Genomic DNA, 19,266 nt, shown 5'->3' with positions numbered 1-19,266 from the left:
GCCGACAGTGCGCTGCGGAGCCGATCGCCGTACTGACCGGCGTACGACTCCGCAGCGCACTGGTTCGTCCACTGGGACGGGCGTGCGCCCGTCACAGGTCGTCAGCTGTCCTTGCCACCGTCGGCCTTGTCCGACTTCTCGGACTTGGCGGCGTCGGTGTCCGGCCCGGCCGTGGTCTGGGTGCCCGGCTGGGGCTCCGCGACCGCGACCATCGCCGGGCGGATGATCCGCTCGCCGATCCGGTAGCCGGGCTGGAGGATCTGCACGCAGGTGTCCTCGGTGACGTCCGAGGAGTAGCTGTGCATCAGCGCCTCGTGCATGGTCGGGTCGAAGGGCTCGCCCTCCTTGCCGAACTGCTGGAGGCCCAGCTTGGCGACGACCGTCTCCAGCGAGTCGGCGACGGACTTGAAGCCGCCGGTGACCTCGCCGTGCTCGCGGGCGCGGCCGATGTCGTCCAGGACCGGGATCAGGGACTCCAGGATGTTGGAGACCGCGATCTCGCGGACGGTGAGCCGGTCGCGCTCGACTCGCTTGCGGTAGTTCTGGTACTCGGCCTGGAGGCGCTGGAGGTCCGCGGTGCGCTCGGTGGCCTCGCGCTTGGCGGCGGCCAGCTCGGCCGACGCGTCGCCGGAGCCGCCCGCGGCGGCCTCTTCGGCGGCCTTGATCACGGCCTCTTCGGCGGCGGAGTCGTCGCCGGGCTTGCCGCCCTGCGGCTTGTCCGTCATGCCGCACCGCCCTTGGGCTTGTCGTGCTTCTCGTCGTCCACGATCTCGGCGTCGACGACGTCGTCGTCCTTGCCGTGGGCGGCGGAGTCGCCGGCGGCCGCACCGGCGGCGTCGGCGTTGGCGTAGAGGGCCTGGCCGAGCTTCTGCGCGGTGGTGGAGACCTTCTCCGAGGCCTCGCGGATCTTCGCGATGTCCTCGCCCTTCAGGGCCTCCTTGAGCTCGCCGACGGCGGTCTCGACCTCGGTCTTGACGTCGGCCGGGAGCTTGTCGGTGTTGTCCGCGATGAACTTCTCGGTCGAGTAGACGAGCTGCTCGGCGGAGTTGCGGGTCTCGACGGCCTCGCGGCGCTTGTGGTCGTCCTCGGCGTACTGCTCGGCCTCGCGGCGCATGCGGTCGACCTCGTCCTTCGGCAGCGAGGAGCCGCCGGTGACGGTCATCTTCTGCTCCTTGCCGGTGCCGAGGTCCTTCGCGCCGACGTGCATGATGCCGTTGGCGTCGATGTCGAAGGTGACCTCGATCTGGGGCAGGCCGCGCGGCGCCGGCGGCAGGCCGGTCAGCTCGAACATGCCGAGCTTCTTGTTGTACGCCGCGATCTCGCGCTCGCCCTGGTAGACCTGGATCTGCACGGACGGCTGGTTGTCCTCGGCCGTGGTGAAGATCTCCGAGCGCTTGGTCGGGATCGTGGTGTTGCGCTCGATCAGCTTGGTCATGATGCCGCCCTTGGTCTCGATGCCGAGGGACAGCGGGGTGACGTCGAGCAGCAGGACGTCCTTGACCTCGCCCTTGAGGACACCGGCCTGGAGCGAGGCGCCGATGGCGACGACCTCGTCCGGGTTGACGCCCTTGTTGGCGTCCTTGCCGCCGGTCAGCTCCTTGACGAGCTCGGCGACGGCCGGCATGCGGGTCGAGCCGCCGACGAGGACGACGTGGTCGATCTCGGCGAGCGAGATGCCGGCGTCCTTGATGACGTTGTTGAACGGGACCTTGCAGCGCTCCAGCAGGTCGGCGGTCAGCTGCTGGAACTGGGCGCGGGTGAGCTTCTCGTCCAGGTGCAGCGGGCCCTCGGCGGAGGCCGTGATGTAGGGCAGGTTGATCGAGGTCTCGGAGGACGAGGACAGCTCGATCTTGGCCTTCTCGGCGGCCTCGCGCAGACGCTGCAGGGCCATCTTGTCCTTGGACAGGTCGACGCCGTGGCCGGACTGGAAGACCTTGACCAGGTGGTCGACGACGCGCTGGTCCCAGTCGTCGCCGCCGAGGTGGTTGTCACCGTTGGTGGCCTTCACCTCGACGACCCCGTCGCCGATCTCCAGCAGGGAGACGTCGAAGGTGCCGCCGCCGAGGTCGAAGACCAGGATGGTCTGGTCGTCCTTGTCCAGGCCGTAGGCCAGGGCGGCCGCGGTCGGCTCGTTGACGATGCGCAGGACGTTGAGGCCCGCGATCTCACCGGCCTCCTTGGTGGCCTGGCGCTCGGAGTCGTTGAAGTAGGCCGGGACGGTGATGACCGCGTCGGTGACGGTCTCGCCCAGGTAGGCCTCCGCGTCCCGCTTCAGCTTCTGCAGGATGAAGGCGCTGATCTGCTGGGGGTTGAAGTCCTTGCCGTCCAGGTTGATCTTCCACCCGGTGCCCATGTGGCGCTTGACCGAGCGGATGGTGCGGTCGACGTTGGTGACCGCCTGGCGCTTGGCCACCTCGCCGACCAGGACCTCGCCGTTCTTCGCGAAAGCGACGACGGACGGCGTGGTCCGCGCGCCCTCGGCGTTCGTGATGACGGTGGGCTCGCCACCCTCCAGAACGCTGACGACCGAGTTCGTCGTACCGAGGTCGATGCCGACCGCGCGTGCCATCGTAGATACCTCCACGGAAGAGTTGAGCTTTACGGGCTCAAGGATGCATGACCCGCCGGACGGCGTCAACAGCTATGAGTCCGGCGCGCTCAACTTTGCTGAGGCGGTTCCTCCCGGACGGTGGCGGCGGCGCCGCCCGCGCCCCCGGTCGGAGTGACGGTCGTCCCGGCCGAGGTGGCGGGAGTGGAGTTACGTGACTGCCGCCATACCTTGAGAACCTTCTGGAGAACTGTTAACGAGCGGTAATGTCCGGGCCGTCGGCCCGGCAAGTTACCGACGAGTACACTCCCCTGGTAAAGACGTAGAACCCGGACTGCTCAACCGCAAGCCGCAGGAGACGGAGCCGATGCAGCTAGCAGCGATCGTCATCTCGCTGGTCACGTTCGTGATCGGCACCGCGCTCGCCCTTCGTGCGGCGTGGCACATCTTCAAGGTGGTGCTGACCGGCGCGCCGGACACCACCCGTTTCGGCAAGCCCGCCCGGCGCGTGAGGACCGTCGCGGTCGAGTTCATCGGCCACACCAGGATGAACCGCTGGGGGATCGTCGGCATCGCGCACTGGTTCGTCGCGGTCGGCTTCTTCAGCCTGGTCCTGACCATCGTCAACGCCATGGGTCAGCTCTTCGACGCCGAGTTCGAGCTGCCGGTCATCGGGCACTGGATGATCTGGCAGCTCTTCGTCGAGCTCGTCGGCACCCTCACCACCCTGGGCATCCTGACCCTGATGGTGATCCGGCTGATGAGCCTGCCGTCGCGCTCCGGCCGCAAGTCCCGCTTCGCCGGCTCGATCGCCTGGCAGGCCTTCTACGTCGAGTACACGATCCTCGGCATCGGCCTGTGCATCCTGATGCTGCGCGCCCTGGAGGGCGCCCTCAACGGCGTCGACTCGTACGGCCCGGCGCACCTCGTCTCGTACCCGATCACCTCCGCGCTGAGCGGCCTGTCGCACGGCACGCTGGAGAACCTGATCTGGCTGTTCGCGACGCTGAAGATCTGCATCTCCTTCGCCTGGGCGATCACCATCGGCCTCAACCCCTCGATGGGCGTGGCCTGGCACCGCTTCCTGGGCTTCTTCAACATCTACTTCAAGCGCGAGGAGGACGGCGGCACCGCGCTCGGCGCCCTCCGTCCGATGACCTCCGGCGGTCAGCCGATCGACTTCGAGGACCCGGCCGAGGACGCCGTCTTCGGCGTCTCCCAGGTCGAGCACTTCTCCTGGAAGGGCATCCTCGACTTCTCCACCTGCACCGAGTGCGGCCGCTGCCAGTCGCAGTGCCCGGCCTGGAACACGGGCAAGCCGCTGTCGCCGAAGCTGCTCATCATGAGCCTGCGCGAGCACGCCTACGGCAAGGCCCCGTACCTGCTCGCCGGTGGCGGCAAGGACATGGAGGGCACCGAGAAGGCGACCGCCGAGCAGCTCAAGGACGTCCCGGCGGGCGCCCTCGCCGAGGCCGAGCGCCCGCTGATCGGCACCGCCGAGGAGAACGGCGTCATCGACCCGGACGTCCTGTGGTCCTGCACCACCTGCGGCGCCTGCGTCGAGCAGTGCCCGGTGGACATCGAGCACATCGACCACATCGTCGACATGCGCCGCTACCAGGTGATGATCGAGTCCTCGTTCCCGACCGAGGCCGGGACGATGCTCAAGAACCTGGAGAACAAGGGCAACCCGTGGGGCATGGCCACCAAGGCCCGCCTCGACTGGGTCAAGGAGCTCAAGAAGGAGACCGGCATCGAGGTGCCGGTGATCGGCGAGGACATCGACCCCGCCGAGGTCGAGTACCTCTACTGGGTCGGCTGCGCCGGCGCCCTGGAGGACCGCGCCAAGAAGACCACCAAGGCCTTCGCCGAGCTGCTGCACACCGCGGGCGTGAAGTTCGCGATCCTCGGCAAGGAGGAGTCCTGCACCGGTGACTCCGCCCGACGCCTGGGCAACGAGTTCCTCTTCCAGATGCTCGGCGCGCAGAACGTGGAGACGCTGAACGCGGCCCTGGAGGACGCCCCGGTCAAGCGGATCGTCGCCACCTGCCCGCACTGCTTCAACACCATCGCCAACGAGTACCCGCAGCTGGGCGGCCACTTCGAGGTCATCCACCACACCCAGCTGCTGCAGCACCTGATCGACGAGGGCAAGCTCGTCCCGGTCAACCCGGTCGAGGGCCTGATCACCTACCACGACCCCTGCTACCTGGGCCGTCACAACAAGGTCTACAGCCCGCCGCGCGAGATCATGGACAAGGTCCCGGGCCTGCGCCAGCAGGAGATGCACCGGCACAAGGAGCGCGGCTTCTGCTGCGGCGCCGGCGGTGCGCGCATGTGGATGGAGGAGCGCATCGGCAAGCGGATCAACACCGAGCGCGTGGACGAGGCGCTGTCGCTCAACCCGGACATCGTCTCCACCGCCTGCCCGTTCTGCCTGGTGATGCTCTCCGACTCGGTCAACGGCAAGAAGAACGAGGGCGCGGCCAAGGAGCACCTGAAGGTGGTCGACGTGGCCCAGTTGCTGCTCGACTCGGTCAAGGCGACCCCGCCGACCGACGCCGAGGAGCCCGCGACGGTGGACGCGTAGCGGCCCCTGTTCGACAGTTCTGCTACAACTGCCCGGCCCGGCGGTCGCCGCGAGAGCGGTCCGCCGGGCCGGGCTTTTGGGGCCTCGGCGGCGCTGTCCCGGAAGCCCCGGTGGCGGGCGAGTGATCCCAATCGCACAGCCGCCGGACGGGCATTCGGTTGGAAGGAAATACAGTAGGCCAGACCGGCCCGCGGGCCGGTCGACCCGTTCCGGGCACCCGGACCACGGCCGGACCACGGCCGGACGGCCGGTGGACGGACGGGGTCATACGAACGAAAGAGGTGCGGCCCGCCGGGCCGGGCCGCAGAGACCACAAGGGGAACAGCGCAGACCATGACCGAGGCGATCATGCTGGTCGGTGGTAAGGGCACGCGACTGCGTCCGCTGACCACCCACACCCCCAAGCCCATGCTGCCGGTGGCGGGCGTCCCCTTCATCGCGCACCAGCTGGCCCGCGCCGCCGCAGCCGGAGTCACCCGCGTGGTGCTCGCCACCTCCTACCTGGCCGAGGTCTTCGAGGACCACTTCCAGGACGGCACCCCGTACGGCATCGAGCTGGTCTACCTGACCGAGCGCGAGCCGCTCGGCACCGGCGGCGCCATCCGCAACGCCGCCTCCGGGCTCACCTGCGGCCCGGACGAGCCGGTCCTCGTCTTCAACGGCGACATCCTGTCCGGCGTCGACATCGCCGCCCTGCGCGACGGCCACGTGGCCGCCGGGGCCGACGTCACCCTGCACCTCACCCGGGTGGAGGACCCGCGCGCCTTCGGCCTCGTGCCGACCGACGCGGACGGGCGGGTGCTGGAGTTCCTGGAGAAGCCGGAGACGCCCGAGCAGATCGTCACCGACCAGATCAACGCCGGCTGCTACGTCTTCACCCGGTCCGTCATCGACCGCATCCCGGCCGGCCGGGAGGTGTCCGTCGAGCGCGAGACCTTCCCCGAGCTGCTCGCCACCGGCGCGCTGCTGCGCGGCGTCGTCGACACCTCGTACTGGCTGGACCTCGGCACCCCGGGCGCGTTCGTCCGCGGCTCGGCCGACCTGGTCCTCGGCAAGGTCGACTCCCCGGCCGTCCCCGGTCCGACCGGCGACGCCCTGCTCCTGCCCGGCGCGACCGTCCACCCGGGCGCGGTGCTCAGCGGTGGCACCGTCGTCTCCGAGGGCGCGGTGGTCGAGGCCGGCGCGATCGTCGAGGGCAGCGTCGTCCTGCCCGGCGCCGTCATCGGCCCGGACACCCTGGTCAAGGACTCCATCGTGGGCGCCTTCGCGACCGTCGGGGACCGCTCGGCCCTGGACGGCGCGGTGATCGGCGACGGCGCGATCGTCGAGTCCGACAACGAGCTGCCGAACGGCATCCGGATCGCCTGCGGCACGCTGCTGCCGGTCGGCGCCGTCCGCACCTCGGCCGGCCCGGGCGGCTGCCCGGCCGGTGCCTCCGCCGCGGCGGCCGTCCACGGGCCGACCGTCACCGCGCAGCGCTGACGCCCGCTTCCGGCCCCGTTCGTCTCAGGCTCGCTGCAAACCGGCCCCGGCTCCGTCCGGGACGTACGCGGACTGGGCCGGACGGGTACCTTCGGAACGTGGCTGGTAATCGATACGACAGCGGTCAGGGTGCCGACCCCCACGGCGGGTGGTCGGCCCCTCCGCCGCCGGCGGGGGCGCCCGGGGGGCACGGGCAGACGGACGGGCCGGAGTACTTCACGGCCCCGCACCGGGGGGTCGCTCCGCACGACCCGTACGCCGCCGACCGGCCCGGGAACACCCGGGCCTTCCCGACCGGCGGTGACCCGTACACGGGGCAGCCCCCGTACCAGGACTACCCGACGCAGGGGTACCAGGGGCAGGGCCGGCAGGCTCCCGGCTACTACGACCAGGGGTACGGCGAGCAGGGGTACGGATACCCCCAGGGGGAGGCGCAGCCGCCGTACGGCCAGGACAACGTCGCCGTCTACCGGGCGGGCGGCCAGTCCTCGCCGCACGTCTCCGGGCCGCGCCCGCACTGGCGCGAGCTGCTGCTCGGCATCGTCCGTGCCCCGGCCGCGACCTTCGACCGCACCCGCGACCACCAGGTCTGGCTGCCCGCCCTCACCGTCTCGCTCATCTACGGCGCGCTCGCGGTGCTCGGCATCGGCCTGACGCACAACGACATCGTCAACTCGACCTTCGGCGTCGCGCTGACCGGCATGGCCGCCGCCGCACTCGGCTTCACGGTCACCGGCGCGGTCTTCGGCGCGGTCACCTACGCGCTGGCCCGCCAGCTCGGCGGGGACGGCCCGTGGAAGTCGACGGTCGGCCTGGCCGCGCTGATCGGCTGGCTGACCGACGTGCCCCGGCTGCTGCTGGCCCTGGTGCTGCCCTCCGGCAGCGCGGTCGTGCAGGTCGTCGGCTGGGCCACCTGGGCGTTCTGCGCGTTCCTGCTGACCACGATGGTCCGCCGGGTGCACGACCTGCCCTGGGGCAAGGCGGCGGGCGCCGCGGCCGTCCAGCTGCTCGCGCTGCTGGTGCTGATCAAGCTGCCGACCCTGGGCTGACCGGAGGACGGCAGAATGGTGGACGGGTCCCGCGAACCGGGGCCCGTCCCTCGTTGGCCGCGACCACCCACCGGAGCCAGGCATGACCCTCCCCACCACCCACGTCAGCTTCCCGGCCGGGGCGGTGACCGGCGAGTCCCCGGTGCTCGCGGTGCACCCGCTCGGCGACGGCCGGTACGCCGTCGTCACCGCGGCGACCCCGTTCCACCCGCTCGACCACACCTGGCCCGACCAGCCCGCCGACCTCGGCACGCTCACCGTGGACGGCGCCGAGCTGGCCGTCGTCGACTGCCTGACCGGCGCGGTCGGCCCCGACGGCGGCGCGCCGCTGGTCGGCGCCGACATCCCGGTGCGGCGCGGCGACGAGGAGTGGTCCTGGCTCGTCCTGCACGTCGTCGCCGCCGACCCGGGCGACGTCGTCGGCCGCACGGCCGTGCTCGCCGTCGACGCCGAGCGCCGCGCCGCCCTCAGCGCCTCGCACAGCGGCTGCCACCTGCTCGCCCTCGCTCTCAACGCCGCGCTCGCCCCGCGCTGGCGCAAGGACCCGGGCCGCGCCGACGCCCTCGGCCACCCGGACTTCGACAGCCTCGCGATGGCCACCTCGGTGATGGACACCGAGGCCAGCACGGACACCTACCGGCTCGGCAAGTCGCTCAAGAAGAAGGGCTTCACGGCCGACGCCACCGACGAGTTCCCCGCCCTCGCCGACGCCCTGCCCGCCGTCACCGAGGCCGTCAACGCGCAGCTGGCCGCCTGGGTCGCCGCCGACGCCGCCGTCCGCATCGAGGTGCCGGGACCCGAGCTCACCGCCCGCCGCCAGTGGCACTGCGAGCTGCCCGAGGGCGGCGCGCAGATCTTCTGCGGCGGCACCCACCTGCACCACCTCGGCGAGCTGGCCGAGCTCCGCACCGAGCTGCGGCTCTCCGAGGACGGCACCGAGCTCGTCGCCGTCACCCGCCCGAAGCGGGCCTGAGAACCGGGTGCGACAACGCCACGGGCGGCCACCCTCGTGCCGAGGGTGGCCGCCCGCCGTGCGTGCACTCCGTCCGGGTCAGACCCGGGTGCGGTGGAAGTTCATGAAGGAGCGCGACGGCGTCGGGCCGCGCTGGCCCTGGTAGCGCGAGCCGTAGCGCTCCGAACCGTAGGGGTGCTCCGACGGCGAGGAGAGCCGGAACAGGCAGAGCTGCCCGATCTTCATGCCCGGGTACAGCTTGATCGGCAGCGTCGCGACGTTGGACAGCTCCAGCGTGACGTGGCCGCTGAAGCCGGGGTCGATGAAGCCGGCCGTGGAGTGCGTCAGCAGGCCCAGGCGGCCGAGGCTCGACTTGCCCTCCAGCCGGGAGGCGACGTCCTCGGGCAGGGTGATGACCTCGTACGTGGAGGCCAGCACGAACTCGCCGGGGTGCAGGATGAACGCCTCGTCGCCCTCGGGCTCGACCAGCCGGGTGAGGTCCGGCTGCTCCTCGGAGGGGTCGATGTGCGGGTACTTGTGGTTCTCGAACACGCGGAAGAAGCGGTCGAGGCGCACGTCGATACTGGAGGGCTGGATCATCGTCGGGTCGAACGGGTCGATGACGACCCGGCCCAGATCGATTTCGGTCCGGATGTCCTTGTCAGAGAGCAGCACGCTTCGAGGTTACGTGCACGACGGGGCCCCGGACGAATCCGCCCGGGGCCCCTTCCGTCCTCGCGCCGGCCGTCAGGCCAGGAACTCCGCGGCCTCCAGCCGCATCGCCCGGGCCAGTTGCGGAGCGGACAGCTCCCGTACGTCGGCCAACACCGAACTCCTCAGCCGTCCGCACTGCGGACAGCGGATCAGCCGGCCGGGCCCCAGCCGGCCGGGTCCGAGGTTCTGCATCGGGAACGTGGTGGTGCTGAACAGGTGCCCCTCGGCACAACGAACGACGGTGCGCTGCTCCATCGATCCCCTTCCCATCCCTAACCCAGTACTCACCCGTACTCGTCGCGCCCCGGGGACCGGGCCCCGGGACAGCGTCACATTAGGGGATGTTCCGGACATTCCACACCATGGCTCGCCGCCCCGACCGCACCCGCCGGAGCACTCTCACGCGGCCCAAACAGTACGCCTCCCACGCCCGCCCCACCCCGCTCCGCCACGTCCTCCGGCCACCCGTGCAAGCAGCGTCACGCATGGGGTACAGTGAAGGCGATCGAGCGGTCACTGACGGCTCGTCAGGCGGGCGTAGTTTAATGGTAGAACATGAGCTTCCCAAGCTTAGAGCGCGAGTTCGATTCTCGTCGCCCGCTCCAGTGGTAAAGCCGCAGGTCACAGGCCTGCGGCTTTGTTGTTGTCCGGACCGGTCCGCGTCGGCCGCCCCGCCTTGTCCGCCCGGTCAGGGGTGCGGCTGGAGGAGCACCTGCTGGAGTTCGGCGGTGCACATCATGTAGCCGTCCGGGGTCGGCAGGCGTTCCAGGTAGTGGGTGAGGTCCGCACCCAGCGAGAACACCCTCACCGGGGTGTCCGCTGCGCGCGCGGACTCCACGACCCTCCGGACTCCGTCCATGACGGCCGGGTGCCGGGTCTGGTAGGAGTCGGCCACCAGGTGGTTGGTCCGGTCCGCGGCGAGGTAGAACTGCACGAGGTCCTTCGTGCCGACGAACAGCTCGCTGGCGCCCGCGGCGCAGAGCGCCCGGGTGGCGTGCACCGCCGCGGGCGTTTCGATGAACGCGGACACGGGCACCTCGACCGGTAGCTCAAGATGGGTCCTGAGCTGGGCGAACTCCTTCGCATCGTTGAGGAACGGAACCGAGAGGTGCACGCGGCGCGCATCGTCACCGAGCCGCTCGCGCAGGGACCCGAGAGCGGCGTGCAGCGCGTCCCGGTAGGCGGTCGAACCCAGCAGCCAGCGTGCGCCGTGCAGGCCCAGCTCGGGGTTCGGTTCGACCGCGACCGGGGCCAGCTCGGTGACGCCGGCGGCGTGGTCGGAGCGGAGGTCGAGAAGCCTCAGGACCAGCCGCTGGTCGGGCAGGAGCGACTCGACGAAGGTGCACAGCCGGTCCGCGACGGCCCGCCCGTAGGCCGCGATGTCGGCAGGGCCGCCGTGGAGGGAGTCGAGCGGACGCAGGCCCGCCGCCAGGCAGAGGAACTCCTCCCGGATGAAGAAGGATTCGACCCGCTTCGCGTTCGGCCCGCACGCGTTGATCGTCTGGATGTCCTGCAGGTCCGCGATGACCGCACATGCCGAGCCGAGGTCGTCCAGCGAGGAACTCCCCGCCTCCGAGCCCGGGGCCCCGGCAGTACTCGGGTCGGACCCGATGACGATGGTCTGGCTCTCCAGGTGCAGTGTCACTTCCCCGACCAGGTCCGCGAGGTCCGCCTGGTCGACGCGGAGCACGGGTATGCCCCTGCCGCGGCAGAGGGACTGCATGTGGCCGGTCAGTCCGCCCGAACTGCAGACGACCGCCCGCGCCGCCACGATCGCTTCGTATATTCCCGCTTCGAGGGAAGGGGCGACGAGGATGGATCCGTCGAGCGGACTTCTCGTGCGGTTACAGGTACCCCGTAACACGCTCTGTGTGCCACCGGTCAATAGGAATCCTTGAATCCGTCGCCCGTTCAACTAGTCCTCCAGATCCTCGGTGCCCGTTATTCCCAGTCGTCGACGCAGCTGCCGCGGCGTCACGGTGACGTCGGTGAGCCGTTGAACGGCCGTCCGGTTGACGACCGCTCCCATCAGGCGGTCATGCCGGGAGGCAGCCGTCGGGAGGGGCGGAAGTCCTCCCAGGGACCGGATACAGGCGTCCAGCCGGGAACCGAGCACTTCCCGCTCGCTCCGAGTGCGCGTGGCCAACCTCCGTACCTCCAGGGCTACAGCCTCCTCGAATCCGACCAGGGCCGCTTCCTCCGTATTGCTGACGTGGCCGCGGTATTGAGCCATGTCCTGAACCAAGCCGTCTTCGTGCAGTTCCAGTTCCAGTTCCAGTCGCTCGATCACTCGCGCGGCGACCGCGATCGACTGGTTCTTGATGGCGGCGAGATTGAAGGCGAACGCACCGGTCCGGCCGTGCCGCACGATCTCGTCGCCCTCTCTCGGCACGCCGACCGCGGAGATCGGGCCGGCCGGCTCCCCGCCGGGGCTCAGCAGCACCCCGTGTTCGTCGACTTCCAAGCCGCGCCCGGTGCGCTCATGAGGTACCGCGATCCCCCTCCGGAGGAGGTTCCTCCAGAGCTGCTGGCCGACCCTGCTGTAGTCCGACTCCCTGCCGAAGTTGGACACCACCAGGTCGGCCTCGATGGCGTGTCGCTCCTCCGGGGCCACGACCGAGACGACCAGCCGCCCCGACGCCGTGGGCGTGATCGCCTCCACCTTGCCGACGACCAGCTTCGCCGACCCGTCCGCAGGGTGTATCGCCCGCTCGATGACCGCCATGGTGTACTCCACCGCGCCGACCCGGAGCGCCGCCATCGAGGTGCCGAACTCGTCCAGCAGACTGCGCAGTTCGGCGGAGGGGATCCGTTCGATGGCCTCGGGAAGATGCGGCTCCCACGCCTTGGCCACCCGCTCCGAAACCACCATCGGGTCGACTTCGGGATGGTCCCGGAGGACCGTCGAGCGCGCCGCCTCCCACTCGGACCGAACCCTGGCGAGGAACTCCTCACGGTTCCGGTACGGCTCCAGCAGCGTTTTCGGGCAGGGCAGTCGTACCACTTCGTGCTCGTGACCGCCCGGGTAGGTCCGGAACATCGTCCCGGTCCTGGAGATCAGATGGATCCTCCCGGTGTGGCCCCGGCGCAGCAGGAGGCCCGCCGAGTCGTACGCGCTCAGCACGGATCCGACGATCGCGACGGTCGCCTCGGGCGGGAGCGTTTCGAGCTTCCGGACGCCGGCCGCGGAGTACGGGTTCCTCACGAAGGACGGGTGTTCTCGTACGTCGGCGGCGAAGGGTGGATCCCTGAGTTCGAGGCCGGTCGCGAGGACGACGTGTTCGGCGAACAGCGCGGTCGGTTCCGGGGCCGGCCCGGACTCCTCTCTTTCCGCAAAGAATTGACGTACCGTCACCTGGACTCCTGCGGGGCGTACGTCCATGTCGAGCGCCTCGCCGTCCGCTTCGACGAGCACGACGCCGGGACAGGCCTCCCGCCTGGCCTCGGCGAGCCGGTCGATCAGGTAGTCCTGGAAGATCCGTCGGGGCGCCGGGCCCTGCTCGACGAACTCGAACTCGTCCCAGGGCGTCGGCCAGTCCCGGCGGTCGGCTTCGCGGTTGGCCCAGCGGACGAAGTCGAGGACGTTCTCCCGGAACACCGACATCCGGCCCGCCTGGATGTTGAACACGTGGTCCCAGGGGTTGCCGTCCCGGTGGTAGGCGACGCCGGCGGACCGGTAGTCGGAACGCCGTTCGAGCAGGACGATCTCCAGTGGCCTGCGTGCGAAGCGGAGCAGTCGGATCGCCGTGGCGGTGCCGGCCAGGCCCGCCCCGACTATGAGCACTCGTGGACACGTGCCTGTTCGGCTCCGGGGCTGATTCATGAGCCCAGGATGGACCGGCGACAGCTCGCCCGCCGGGCTTTTGGCGTAACGGTCCCCGGCGCACGCTCGACGGCGAAGTCCCAGGTCGGCGACCTGGGACTTCGCCGTCGTGAGGGTTTGCGGCGGGGTCAGGCGGGGGTGGGGACTCGGCGCAGGCTGCGGATGGGACGGGTGAGGAGGAGGGCGGCGGCGGTGCCGAGGGCCACCACGACGCCGACCTGGAGGACCCGGTCGGTGCCGAACGCTCCGACGGCGGGGCCGGCGAGGGCGCTGCCGATGGGGTACATGCCGACGGAGCCGGCGACCTCGTAGGCGTGGACGCGGTTGAGGACCTCGCCGGGGACCTGGGTCTGGACGCTGGTGGCCCACATGACGCCCCACACGCCGATGCCGACGCCGACCGCGAACTGGGCGGCGGCGAGCAGCCAGACGGGCCAGTCCAGGACGATGCCGAGCGGGTAGAGCGGGTAGGCGAGCATCGCCACCGCACCGGCGGCCAGGGGGCGTTCGGGCTTGTAGCGGATCGCGAGCAGGCCGCCGGCCACGGTGCCCGCGCCGAGGGCGCAGTTGATCAGGCCGAAGGCGGTGGCGCCGTGCTCGGGGACGATGACGCCGGCGGCGACCGACAGCTGCGGGCCCCAGGAGAGCACCGCGAAGACCATCCAGATGACGATGACGCCCCACAGCCAGCTGCGGGAGCGGAACTCCCGCCAGCCGACGGCCAGGTTGTGCCACAGGCTCTCGCCGGCGGGCGGGGCGGGCACCACGCCGAGGCGCAGGGTGAGCAGACAGACCGCGCTGGTCCCGTAGGCGAGGGCGGAGATCACCATCACCCAGCCGGTGGCGCCGAGGCCGACCATGGCGCCGGCCAGGGCCGGGCCGCCGAGGCCGGTGAGGGCCTCGGAGGTGCGCAGGACGCCGTTGGCGCCCTGGACGTCGCGGGAGACGAGGGGGACGGTCGAGGAGGCGCCGGGCTGGAACATCGCGTTGGCGGTGCCGGCCACGACGAGCAGCGTGTACAGCTGCCAGAGGTGGTCGATGCCGTGGATGAACAGGAAGGCGAGCAGCACGTGGGCGACGAGGTTCGTCAGGTCGGCGGCGATCATCATGCGGCGGGCGGTGAAGCGGTCGGCGAGGACGCCGCCGAAGAGCACCAGGCCGGCGAACGGGCCCACCAGGAAGGCCATCGAGTAGCCGGCGGCGTTCAGGCCGTAGCCGCCGCTGAGCAGACCGGCCGACACCGCGACCGGCAGCATCGCCCAGCTGAGCAGGCCCGCGCTGCGGGCGGTGAAGTAGTACCGGAAGTTGCGGGACCAGATCGCCGGTTCGGTGTTCGCCGGCGCCTCGGCGGGCCGGTCCTCCACCCGCGCGGACGCGGCCGCGGGGGCGTGCTCGGTCAAGCGTTCTTCCATGACTGTTCAGTCCTCCGCTGGTGGATCGTGGTGTTCAGGTTCGGGTGACGGGCGGCGGGTCGAGCTCTCCGACGGTGACCGGTTCCAGGCCGCGGTCGAGCAGGCCCTCGACGACCGACGGGAGGGCCTGGACGGTCTGGCCGCGGTCGCCGGCGCCCTCGTGCATCAGCACCACCGATCCGGGGCCGGCGGACTCCAGGACGGTCGCCGCGATCCGCTCCGGCCCCGGCCGCGTCCAGTCGCGCGAGTCCACGTCGAACATGGTCAGCGTGGCCGGGTGGCCCTCCAGGGCGGACGGCACCTCGGGGCTCAGCGCGCCGTAGGGCGGGCGGAACCGGGTCGGGGCCGTACCGGTCACCCGGGCCACCGCCTCCGCCGTGCGGTCGAGCTGCTCACGCAGTTGATTTACCGTCAGATCGGCCAGGAAGGGGTGGGACCAGGAATGGTTGCCGACCTCGTGGCCGGCCGCGGCGATCCGGCGGACCTCGTCGGGCAGTGCCACGGCGTGGTGGCCGACGCAGAAGAACGTCGCCCGCACCCCGTAGCGGTCCAGGATCTCCAGCACCCGACGGGTGTGCACCGGGTCGGGACCGTCGTCGAAGGTGAGCGCGACCCGCGGGACGTCCCGGCGGCCGTGCTCGAACCAGCGGCCGGCGGCCACCAGGGCGGCCCGGGTGGGCTCGCTGCGCCGCACGACCTCGTGGTACTCCTCGGCGCGGCCGGTCAGGCTGCCGCCCTCGGCGGTCACCCGCGCCAGCGTGCCGGGGGCGCTCCTGGCCTGCTCCGCCAGGCGGGCGGCCGGGACCGAGCCGAATCGCGGCCGGGGCGGGAGCACCCAGGGGTCGGCGCGGTACACCTCCAGGCCGGCGGCCGTCATCGGGCCGTCGAGCAGGCCGTTGGTGCTGTCGAGCACCACCGCCACCCGTTCGCCGTCCGCGCTCAGATCCCGTATCAGGGAGATGAGTCCGGTGACGTCCGCAGCGCCCCAGCGGCTCGGTCCGGCAGCCCTGCGCCCGGCGCCGTCGACGACCTCGACCTCGTAGCCCGCGCCGGTCCAGGCGATCCCCGCGTAGCGCGCGCTCATTCCTCCCCCAGAGCGAGCGCCTCGGTGACGATCAACTGCTCGACGCCTCGCAGGAACTGCTCCATCCCGGCGCGGCTGAGCACCGCCGGGTCTGCCGTCATGGCGAGGTCCAGGGCACCCTGGGCGGTCAGCACGTCCACCGCCATCGAGACGTTCACCCGGGCCGGGAAGTCCGTCGGCCAGCTCAGCTCGGTGCGGTCGGCCAGCTCGCCCAGCGCGTCCTGCGGCCGCTCGACGGTGTCGAACGGTCCGCTGCCCGGGTCCCGGGTGTCGTTCCACCAGTACGAGTGGTCGGCCGCCTCCCCCCGTTCGACCAGCCGTGCCACGTCCCGCTCCAGCGCCCACTTGTCGTACGCGGCGTGCCGGAACGCGCTGAACGAGACGGACCGTGTCCGCCGCACGGCGTCCACGAAGTCCCGGCCCGCGTCCGGGAGCCGGAACAGCGCCTCCTGCGCCACCGTGCTGACCGCCGCGGTGGCGGCCGGCTGGAAGCGGTTGCCCACGACCACCTGGAAGAGCACGTCGTCGCTGCCGGACATCCGGGCCAGCTGGTGCGAGGCCGCGCCCAGCAGCACCGCGGCGTCGCTCACCTCCAGGTGCTCGGCCACCCGCTCGACGGCGACGGCCAGCGCGGGCGAGCGCAGCAGTGCGTTGGGGAACAGCCGGTCCGGATCGGCGGCGAGCTCCGGCGCGGCGGGCTCCCGGAAGATCCGCCGGGGGCCGGCGGCCAGCTGCTCGCACCAGTAGCGGCGGGCGGCCTCGTCCCGGCGGCGCCCGAGCGGTGAGGCCTGGACCGCCGCGGCGTCCAGCGGCTGGAGGGCGGGGCGGGACCGGCGCAGCGACTCGGCCGACGCGCCCGCCTCGATCGACCGGAGGTCGCGCAGCAGGCGGACGAGGCCCCAGTAGTCCATGCCGGCGTGCGACCCGGCCAGGACCAGCCGGTGGACCAGCCCCTCGCACTCCACGAGGCCGACCCTCAGCGGCCATTCCCGGGTGTGGTCGAAGGGGCGCCCGGCCAGTTCCCTGAGCAGCGCGGCACCGGCCTCCGGCGCCTCGGCCGCGGCGCACCGCCGGACTTCGACGGGGAGCTCGCCGCTGCCGTCCACGACCTGCTCCAGCCCGTCCTCCCCGGCGGGCAACAGCCTGGTGTGCAGGCTGTCGTGGAGGTGGAGCAGCTCCGTCAGGTGCGCGAGGACGCGGGCGGCGGGGCGGGGCGGGGTGACGGGGAGCTCGGTGGGCAGGTTGTACCGGGGCGCGTCGTCGCCCAGCCGGGTGACGACGCCCCAGATCGCCCGTTGCCCCCAGGTGGCCGGGCCCGTCCCGGTTCGTGCGGAGTCCAGCCTGATGGTCTGCTCGTTGACCGTGGTCATCGTGTTCCAACCGTCCCTTCGGTTGCCTCGTCCGTTGTCTGTCGGAGCCCGGCCGGACGCGGGGAGCGCTCGGCGCGGGCCCGGGCGGGTGCGCGGGGACCGGGTCACTCCTCGCCGTCGGCGAACACGGCCAGGTGGGTGCGTCCGGTGCGGGGGTCGGTGTCGCAGAGGACGACGCGGCGGTGGGTGCGGTGCCAGTCCTGCCAGTGGTGGGCGAGTTCGAGCCAGAGGCTGGTGCAGTAGCTGCCGGGCGCGGTGCGGTGGACGGCGGGGTGGTCGGGGATGTCGTCGGTGACGTCGGGGCCGAGGACGAGGAGGGTGCCGTCCGCGCCCGGGCCGTCGAGTCGGGCGGTCAGGGCTCGGCCGGCGTGGTCGGTGCAGTGGGCGCCGACGAATCGCGGGCCGGGGCCGGCGTCCGCGCGCAGGACCAGGAGCGCGGCGGAGTCGGTGAGCGGGGCCACGGGGTGGGCGGTGGGCAGGGTGGTCTGTTCGAGGACGGCGATGGCGACCTCGGTGGCCTGGCCGGCCTTCTGGTAGGCGGCGGCGATGCGCAGGGCCGTGAAGGGGGCGGCGAGGCCCTGTTCGGTGAGGGCGAAGTTGGTGGCCCGGCCGCCGAGTCGGGCGGTGAGGTAGGGGGCGGTGGCGGTGAAGGGGGCGAGGTCGGGCAGGGCGTGGGTGACGATCGCCAGGTCGGGCCGGGCGGCCGCGACGGTCCGGTCGGTGAGGAGGAGGTCGACGAGGTCGCGGTGGTGGAGGTGGGCGCCGCCGCGGTAGAGGTCCTGGTCGGGTTTCTGCCCGAAGGGGGCGAGGAGGTCGGTGAAGTAGGCGAGCAGGGCGGGGTCGTCCTCGCCCGGGCCGGGGCCGGCCGGCGCGCGTACGGCGGTGGCTGCGCGCAGGGCGAGCGCGGTCATGAGGTCCCCTCTTCCCGCCGCAGCGCGGCCTCGACGTAGTCGGCGAACGAGCGCATGGTGCGCAGGTGGTCGATGTCGAGGTCGTCCGGGTCCACCGCGATCCCGGTGGCCTCCTCGACGGTCATCAGCAGCCCGAGGACGGACGAGGAGTCGAGCCGCAGGTCGTCGAAGAGCGCGGTGTCCTCGGTCAGCCCGGTGATCGGTCGCTCCAGGACCTCGCTCAGCGCCTTCTCGATGGTGATCAGCACGTCCTGACGGTTCACCGGCTGCCTCCCGGGGTGCGGTGGGTGATGACCATGGCGCCGAAGGTGGCGCCGAGGCCGACGGAGACCAGGAGGTAGTGCGCGCCGTCGGTGAGCCGGCCGGTGTCGCGCAGGGTGGTGTAGTTGAGGAAGACGTCGGCGGCGAAGGTGTGGCTGTAGACGGGGACGTTGTCGAGGAAGACCTTGTCCTGGTCGATGCCGAGTTCCTTGACGGTCTGGCGCCAGGCGAGCTTGTTGACGTTGTGGGGGATGACGAGGTCGACGTCCTCGAACGTCAACCCGGCTTCCTCCAGGGCCTGGTGGATGACCTCGGCGATCCTGGCGGCGTACTGCTCGCCGTACTCGGTGCTCTGCTCGGGGGTGAGCTCCAGCCAGCGGGCGTACTCGCCGAGGGTGCGGGTGGTGAAGGAGCGGACGATGTCGCCCTCGCCGTCCAGGGTGAGCAGGCAGGAGGCCGCGGCGTCCGCCATGATCGCCGTGTTGGGGACCAGTTGCACGATGGGGGAGTAGGCCTGTTCGCCGGTGACCATGAGGGCGTGGGCGCCTTCGCGGCCTTCGGCGCGCAGGAGGTTGCCGAGGATCTCGATCGCGCCGAGGCTGCTGACGCAGGCCTGGTGGCTGAGTCCGAAGGCCTCGGCGCCGGTGAGTCCGAGGTCGTCGCGGACGACCTGGGCCATGTCGGTGTCGGCCGGGGCGACGGCCTGGGTGACGTGGGCGTAGGCGAGGTACTCGACGTGTCCGTCGTCGGGCAGGGCGGCCAGCGCCGCGCGCGCCGCCGGCCGCAACAGGTCCAGCAGCGGCAGCTGCGGGTCGTACCGCAGCCGGTCCAGACCGTAGAACTTGCGGAACACCCCCAGATCGCCACGGCGCAGACCGAGGTGCTCCCCGAGCTCCTCGATCCGCACGCTGCGCTCGGGCGCGTACGACTCGATCCGTTCCAGCGTGATCCGGCGCTCCGCCGGCCGCTCGCTCATCACGAGGCGGCGATCTCGGCGCGGATGAGCCAGAGCCGGTTGGCGCCGCGGCGGTTGCGCGGTTGGACGTCGTAGGGCCAGCGGCCCTCGCCGG

15 protein-coding genes, 1 tRNA gene and 1 pseudogene are annotated in these 19,266 nt (G+C 71.5%); 5 read left to right on the top strand and 12 right to left on the bottom strand.

From position 1 onward, the window contains the following. Positions 1-101 precede the first annotated feature (101 nt). Positions 102-725 carry a nucleotide exchange factor GrpE gene (grpE, locus tag AB0C76_RS26745; protein ID WP_359970391.1) on the bottom strand — a complete coding sequence of 208 codons (624 nt, stop codon included), beginning with the start codon at positions 723-725 and terminating at the stop codon, positions 102-104. Beyond that, positions 722-2,569 carry a molecular chaperone DnaK gene (dnaK, locus tag AB0C76_RS26740; protein WP_359970388.1) on the bottom strand — a complete coding sequence of 616 codons (1,848 nt, stop codon included), beginning with the start codon at positions 2,567-2,569 and terminating at the stop codon, positions 722-724. The genes grpE and dnaK overlap by 4 nt, the downstream gene beginning before the upstream one ends. Positions 2,570-2,915: 346 nt before the next feature. On the opposite strand from dnaK, the gene AB0C76_RS26735 reads away from it, so the two are divergent. The 4 genes and pseudogenes from AB0C76_RS26735 (at position 2,916) to AB0C76_RS26720 (ending at position 8,642) form a co-directional block, all read left to right on the top strand. Beyond that, positions 2,916-5,138 (top strand): (Fe-S)-binding protein, encoded by a 2,223-nt coding sequence (locus AB0C76_RS26735; RefSeq protein ID WP_359970385.1) that lies wholly within the window; start codon positions 2,916-2,918, stop codon positions 5,136-5,138. Positions 5,139-5,471: 333 nt separating this feature from the next. After that, positions 5,472-6,545, top strand: a pseudogene (locus AB0C76_RS26730) (NDP-sugar synthase); the annotation flags it as partial. Positions 6,546-6,718: 173 nt separating this feature from the next. Then, positions 6,719-7,669 (top strand): Yip1 family protein, encoded by a 951-nt coding sequence (locus AB0C76_RS26725; protein WP_359970382.1) that lies wholly within the window; start codon positions 6,719-6,721, stop codon positions 7,667-7,669. 82 nt (positions 7,670-7,751) lie between these two features. Next, positions 7,752-8,642, top strand: a complete 891-nt coding sequence (locus tag AB0C76_RS26720; protein ID WP_359970379.1) for a metal-dependent hydrolase — start codon at positions 7,752-7,754, stop codon at positions 8,640-8,642. 78 nt (positions 8,643-8,720) lie between these two features. Here the strand turns inward: AB0C76_RS26720 and dcd are convergent, their stop codons facing one another. Then, a complete protein-coding gene (gene dcd / locus AB0C76_RS26715; RefSeq protein ID WP_359970376.1) occupies positions 8,721-9,296 on the bottom strand; it encodes a dCTP deaminase in 576 nt (191 codons plus the stop codon). Positions 9,297-9,368: 72 nt separating this feature from the next. Continuing rightward, entirely contained in the window at positions 9,369-9,605 is a 237-nt protein-coding gene (locus AB0C76_RS26710; RefSeq protein ID WP_359970373.1) for a hypothetical protein, read from the bottom strand. A gap of 261 nt (positions 9,606-9,866) precedes the next feature. Between AB0C76_RS26710 and AB0C76_RS26705 the strand changes: the two genes are divergently transcribed. Beyond that, positions 9,867-9,940: transfer RNA gene (locus AB0C76_RS26705), tRNA-Gly, on the top strand. Between the two features lie 83 nt (positions 9,941-10,023). On the opposite strand, the gene AB0C76_RS26700 is transcribed toward AB0C76_RS26705, so the two are convergent. From AB0C76_RS26700 to AB0C76_RS26665, 8 genes are all read right to left on the bottom strand, one after another. Next, positions 10,024-11,250: a putative PEP-binding protein gene (locus AB0C76_RS26700; RefSeq protein WP_359970370.1), complete on the bottom strand. Its 1,227-nt coding sequence runs from the start codon at positions 11,248-11,250 to the stop codon at positions 10,024-10,026. Next, complete coding sequence (locus tag AB0C76_RS26695) at positions 11,251-13,158, bottom strand: FAD/NAD(P)-binding protein (protein ID WP_359970367.1); 1,908 nt, start codon at positions 13,156-13,158, stop codon at positions 11,251-11,253. A 128-nt stretch (positions 13,159-13,286) separates the two neighbouring features. Then, positions 13,287-14,570, bottom strand: a complete 1,284-nt coding sequence (locus AB0C76_RS26690; RefSeq protein WP_359970364.1) for an MFS transporter — start codon at positions 14,568-14,570, stop codon at positions 13,287-13,289. A gap of 34 nt (positions 14,571-14,604) precedes the next feature. After that, the gene (locus tag AB0C76_RS26685; RefSeq protein ID WP_359970361.1) at positions 14,605-15,654 is read right to left on the bottom strand and encodes a polysaccharide deacetylase family protein; all 1,050 of its coding nucleotides are present in this window, start codon (positions 15,652-15,654) and stop codon (positions 14,605-14,607) included. After that, entirely contained in the window at positions 15,651-17,024 is a 1,374-nt protein-coding gene (locus AB0C76_RS26680) for a condensation domain-containing protein (RefSeq protein WP_359970359.1), read from the bottom strand. Before AB0C76_RS26680 ends, AB0C76_RS26685 begins: the two co-directional genes overlap by 4 nt. A 104-nt stretch (positions 17,025-17,128) precedes the next feature. Next, positions 17,129-17,935, bottom strand: a complete 807-nt coding sequence (locus AB0C76_RS26675) for a hypothetical protein (protein ID WP_359970357.1) — start codon at positions 17,933-17,935, stop codon at positions 17,129-17,131. After that, positions 17,932-18,198, bottom strand: a complete 267-nt coding sequence (locus AB0C76_RS26670) for an acyl carrier protein (protein WP_359970354.1) — start codon at positions 18,196-18,198, stop codon at positions 17,932-17,934. Before AB0C76_RS26670 ends, AB0C76_RS26675 begins: the two co-directional genes overlap by 4 nt. Beyond that, on the bottom strand, positions 18,195-19,172 hold the full coding sequence (locus tag AB0C76_RS26665; protein ID WP_359970351.1) for a 3-oxoacyl-[acyl-carrier-protein] synthase III C-terminal domain-containing protein: 978 nt from the start codon (positions 19,170-19,172) through the stop codon (positions 18,195-18,197). Before AB0C76_RS26665 ends, AB0C76_RS26670 begins: the two co-directional genes overlap by 4 nt. Positions 19,173-19,266 lie beyond the last annotated feature (94 nt).

It is taken from the genome of Kitasatospora sp. NPDC048722 (assembly GCF_040650235.1).
Lineage (GTDB): Bacteria > Actinomycetota > Actinomycetes > Streptomycetales > Streptomycetaceae > Kitasatospora.
This window is presented reverse-complemented; position numbering and strand designations above follow the sequence as displayed.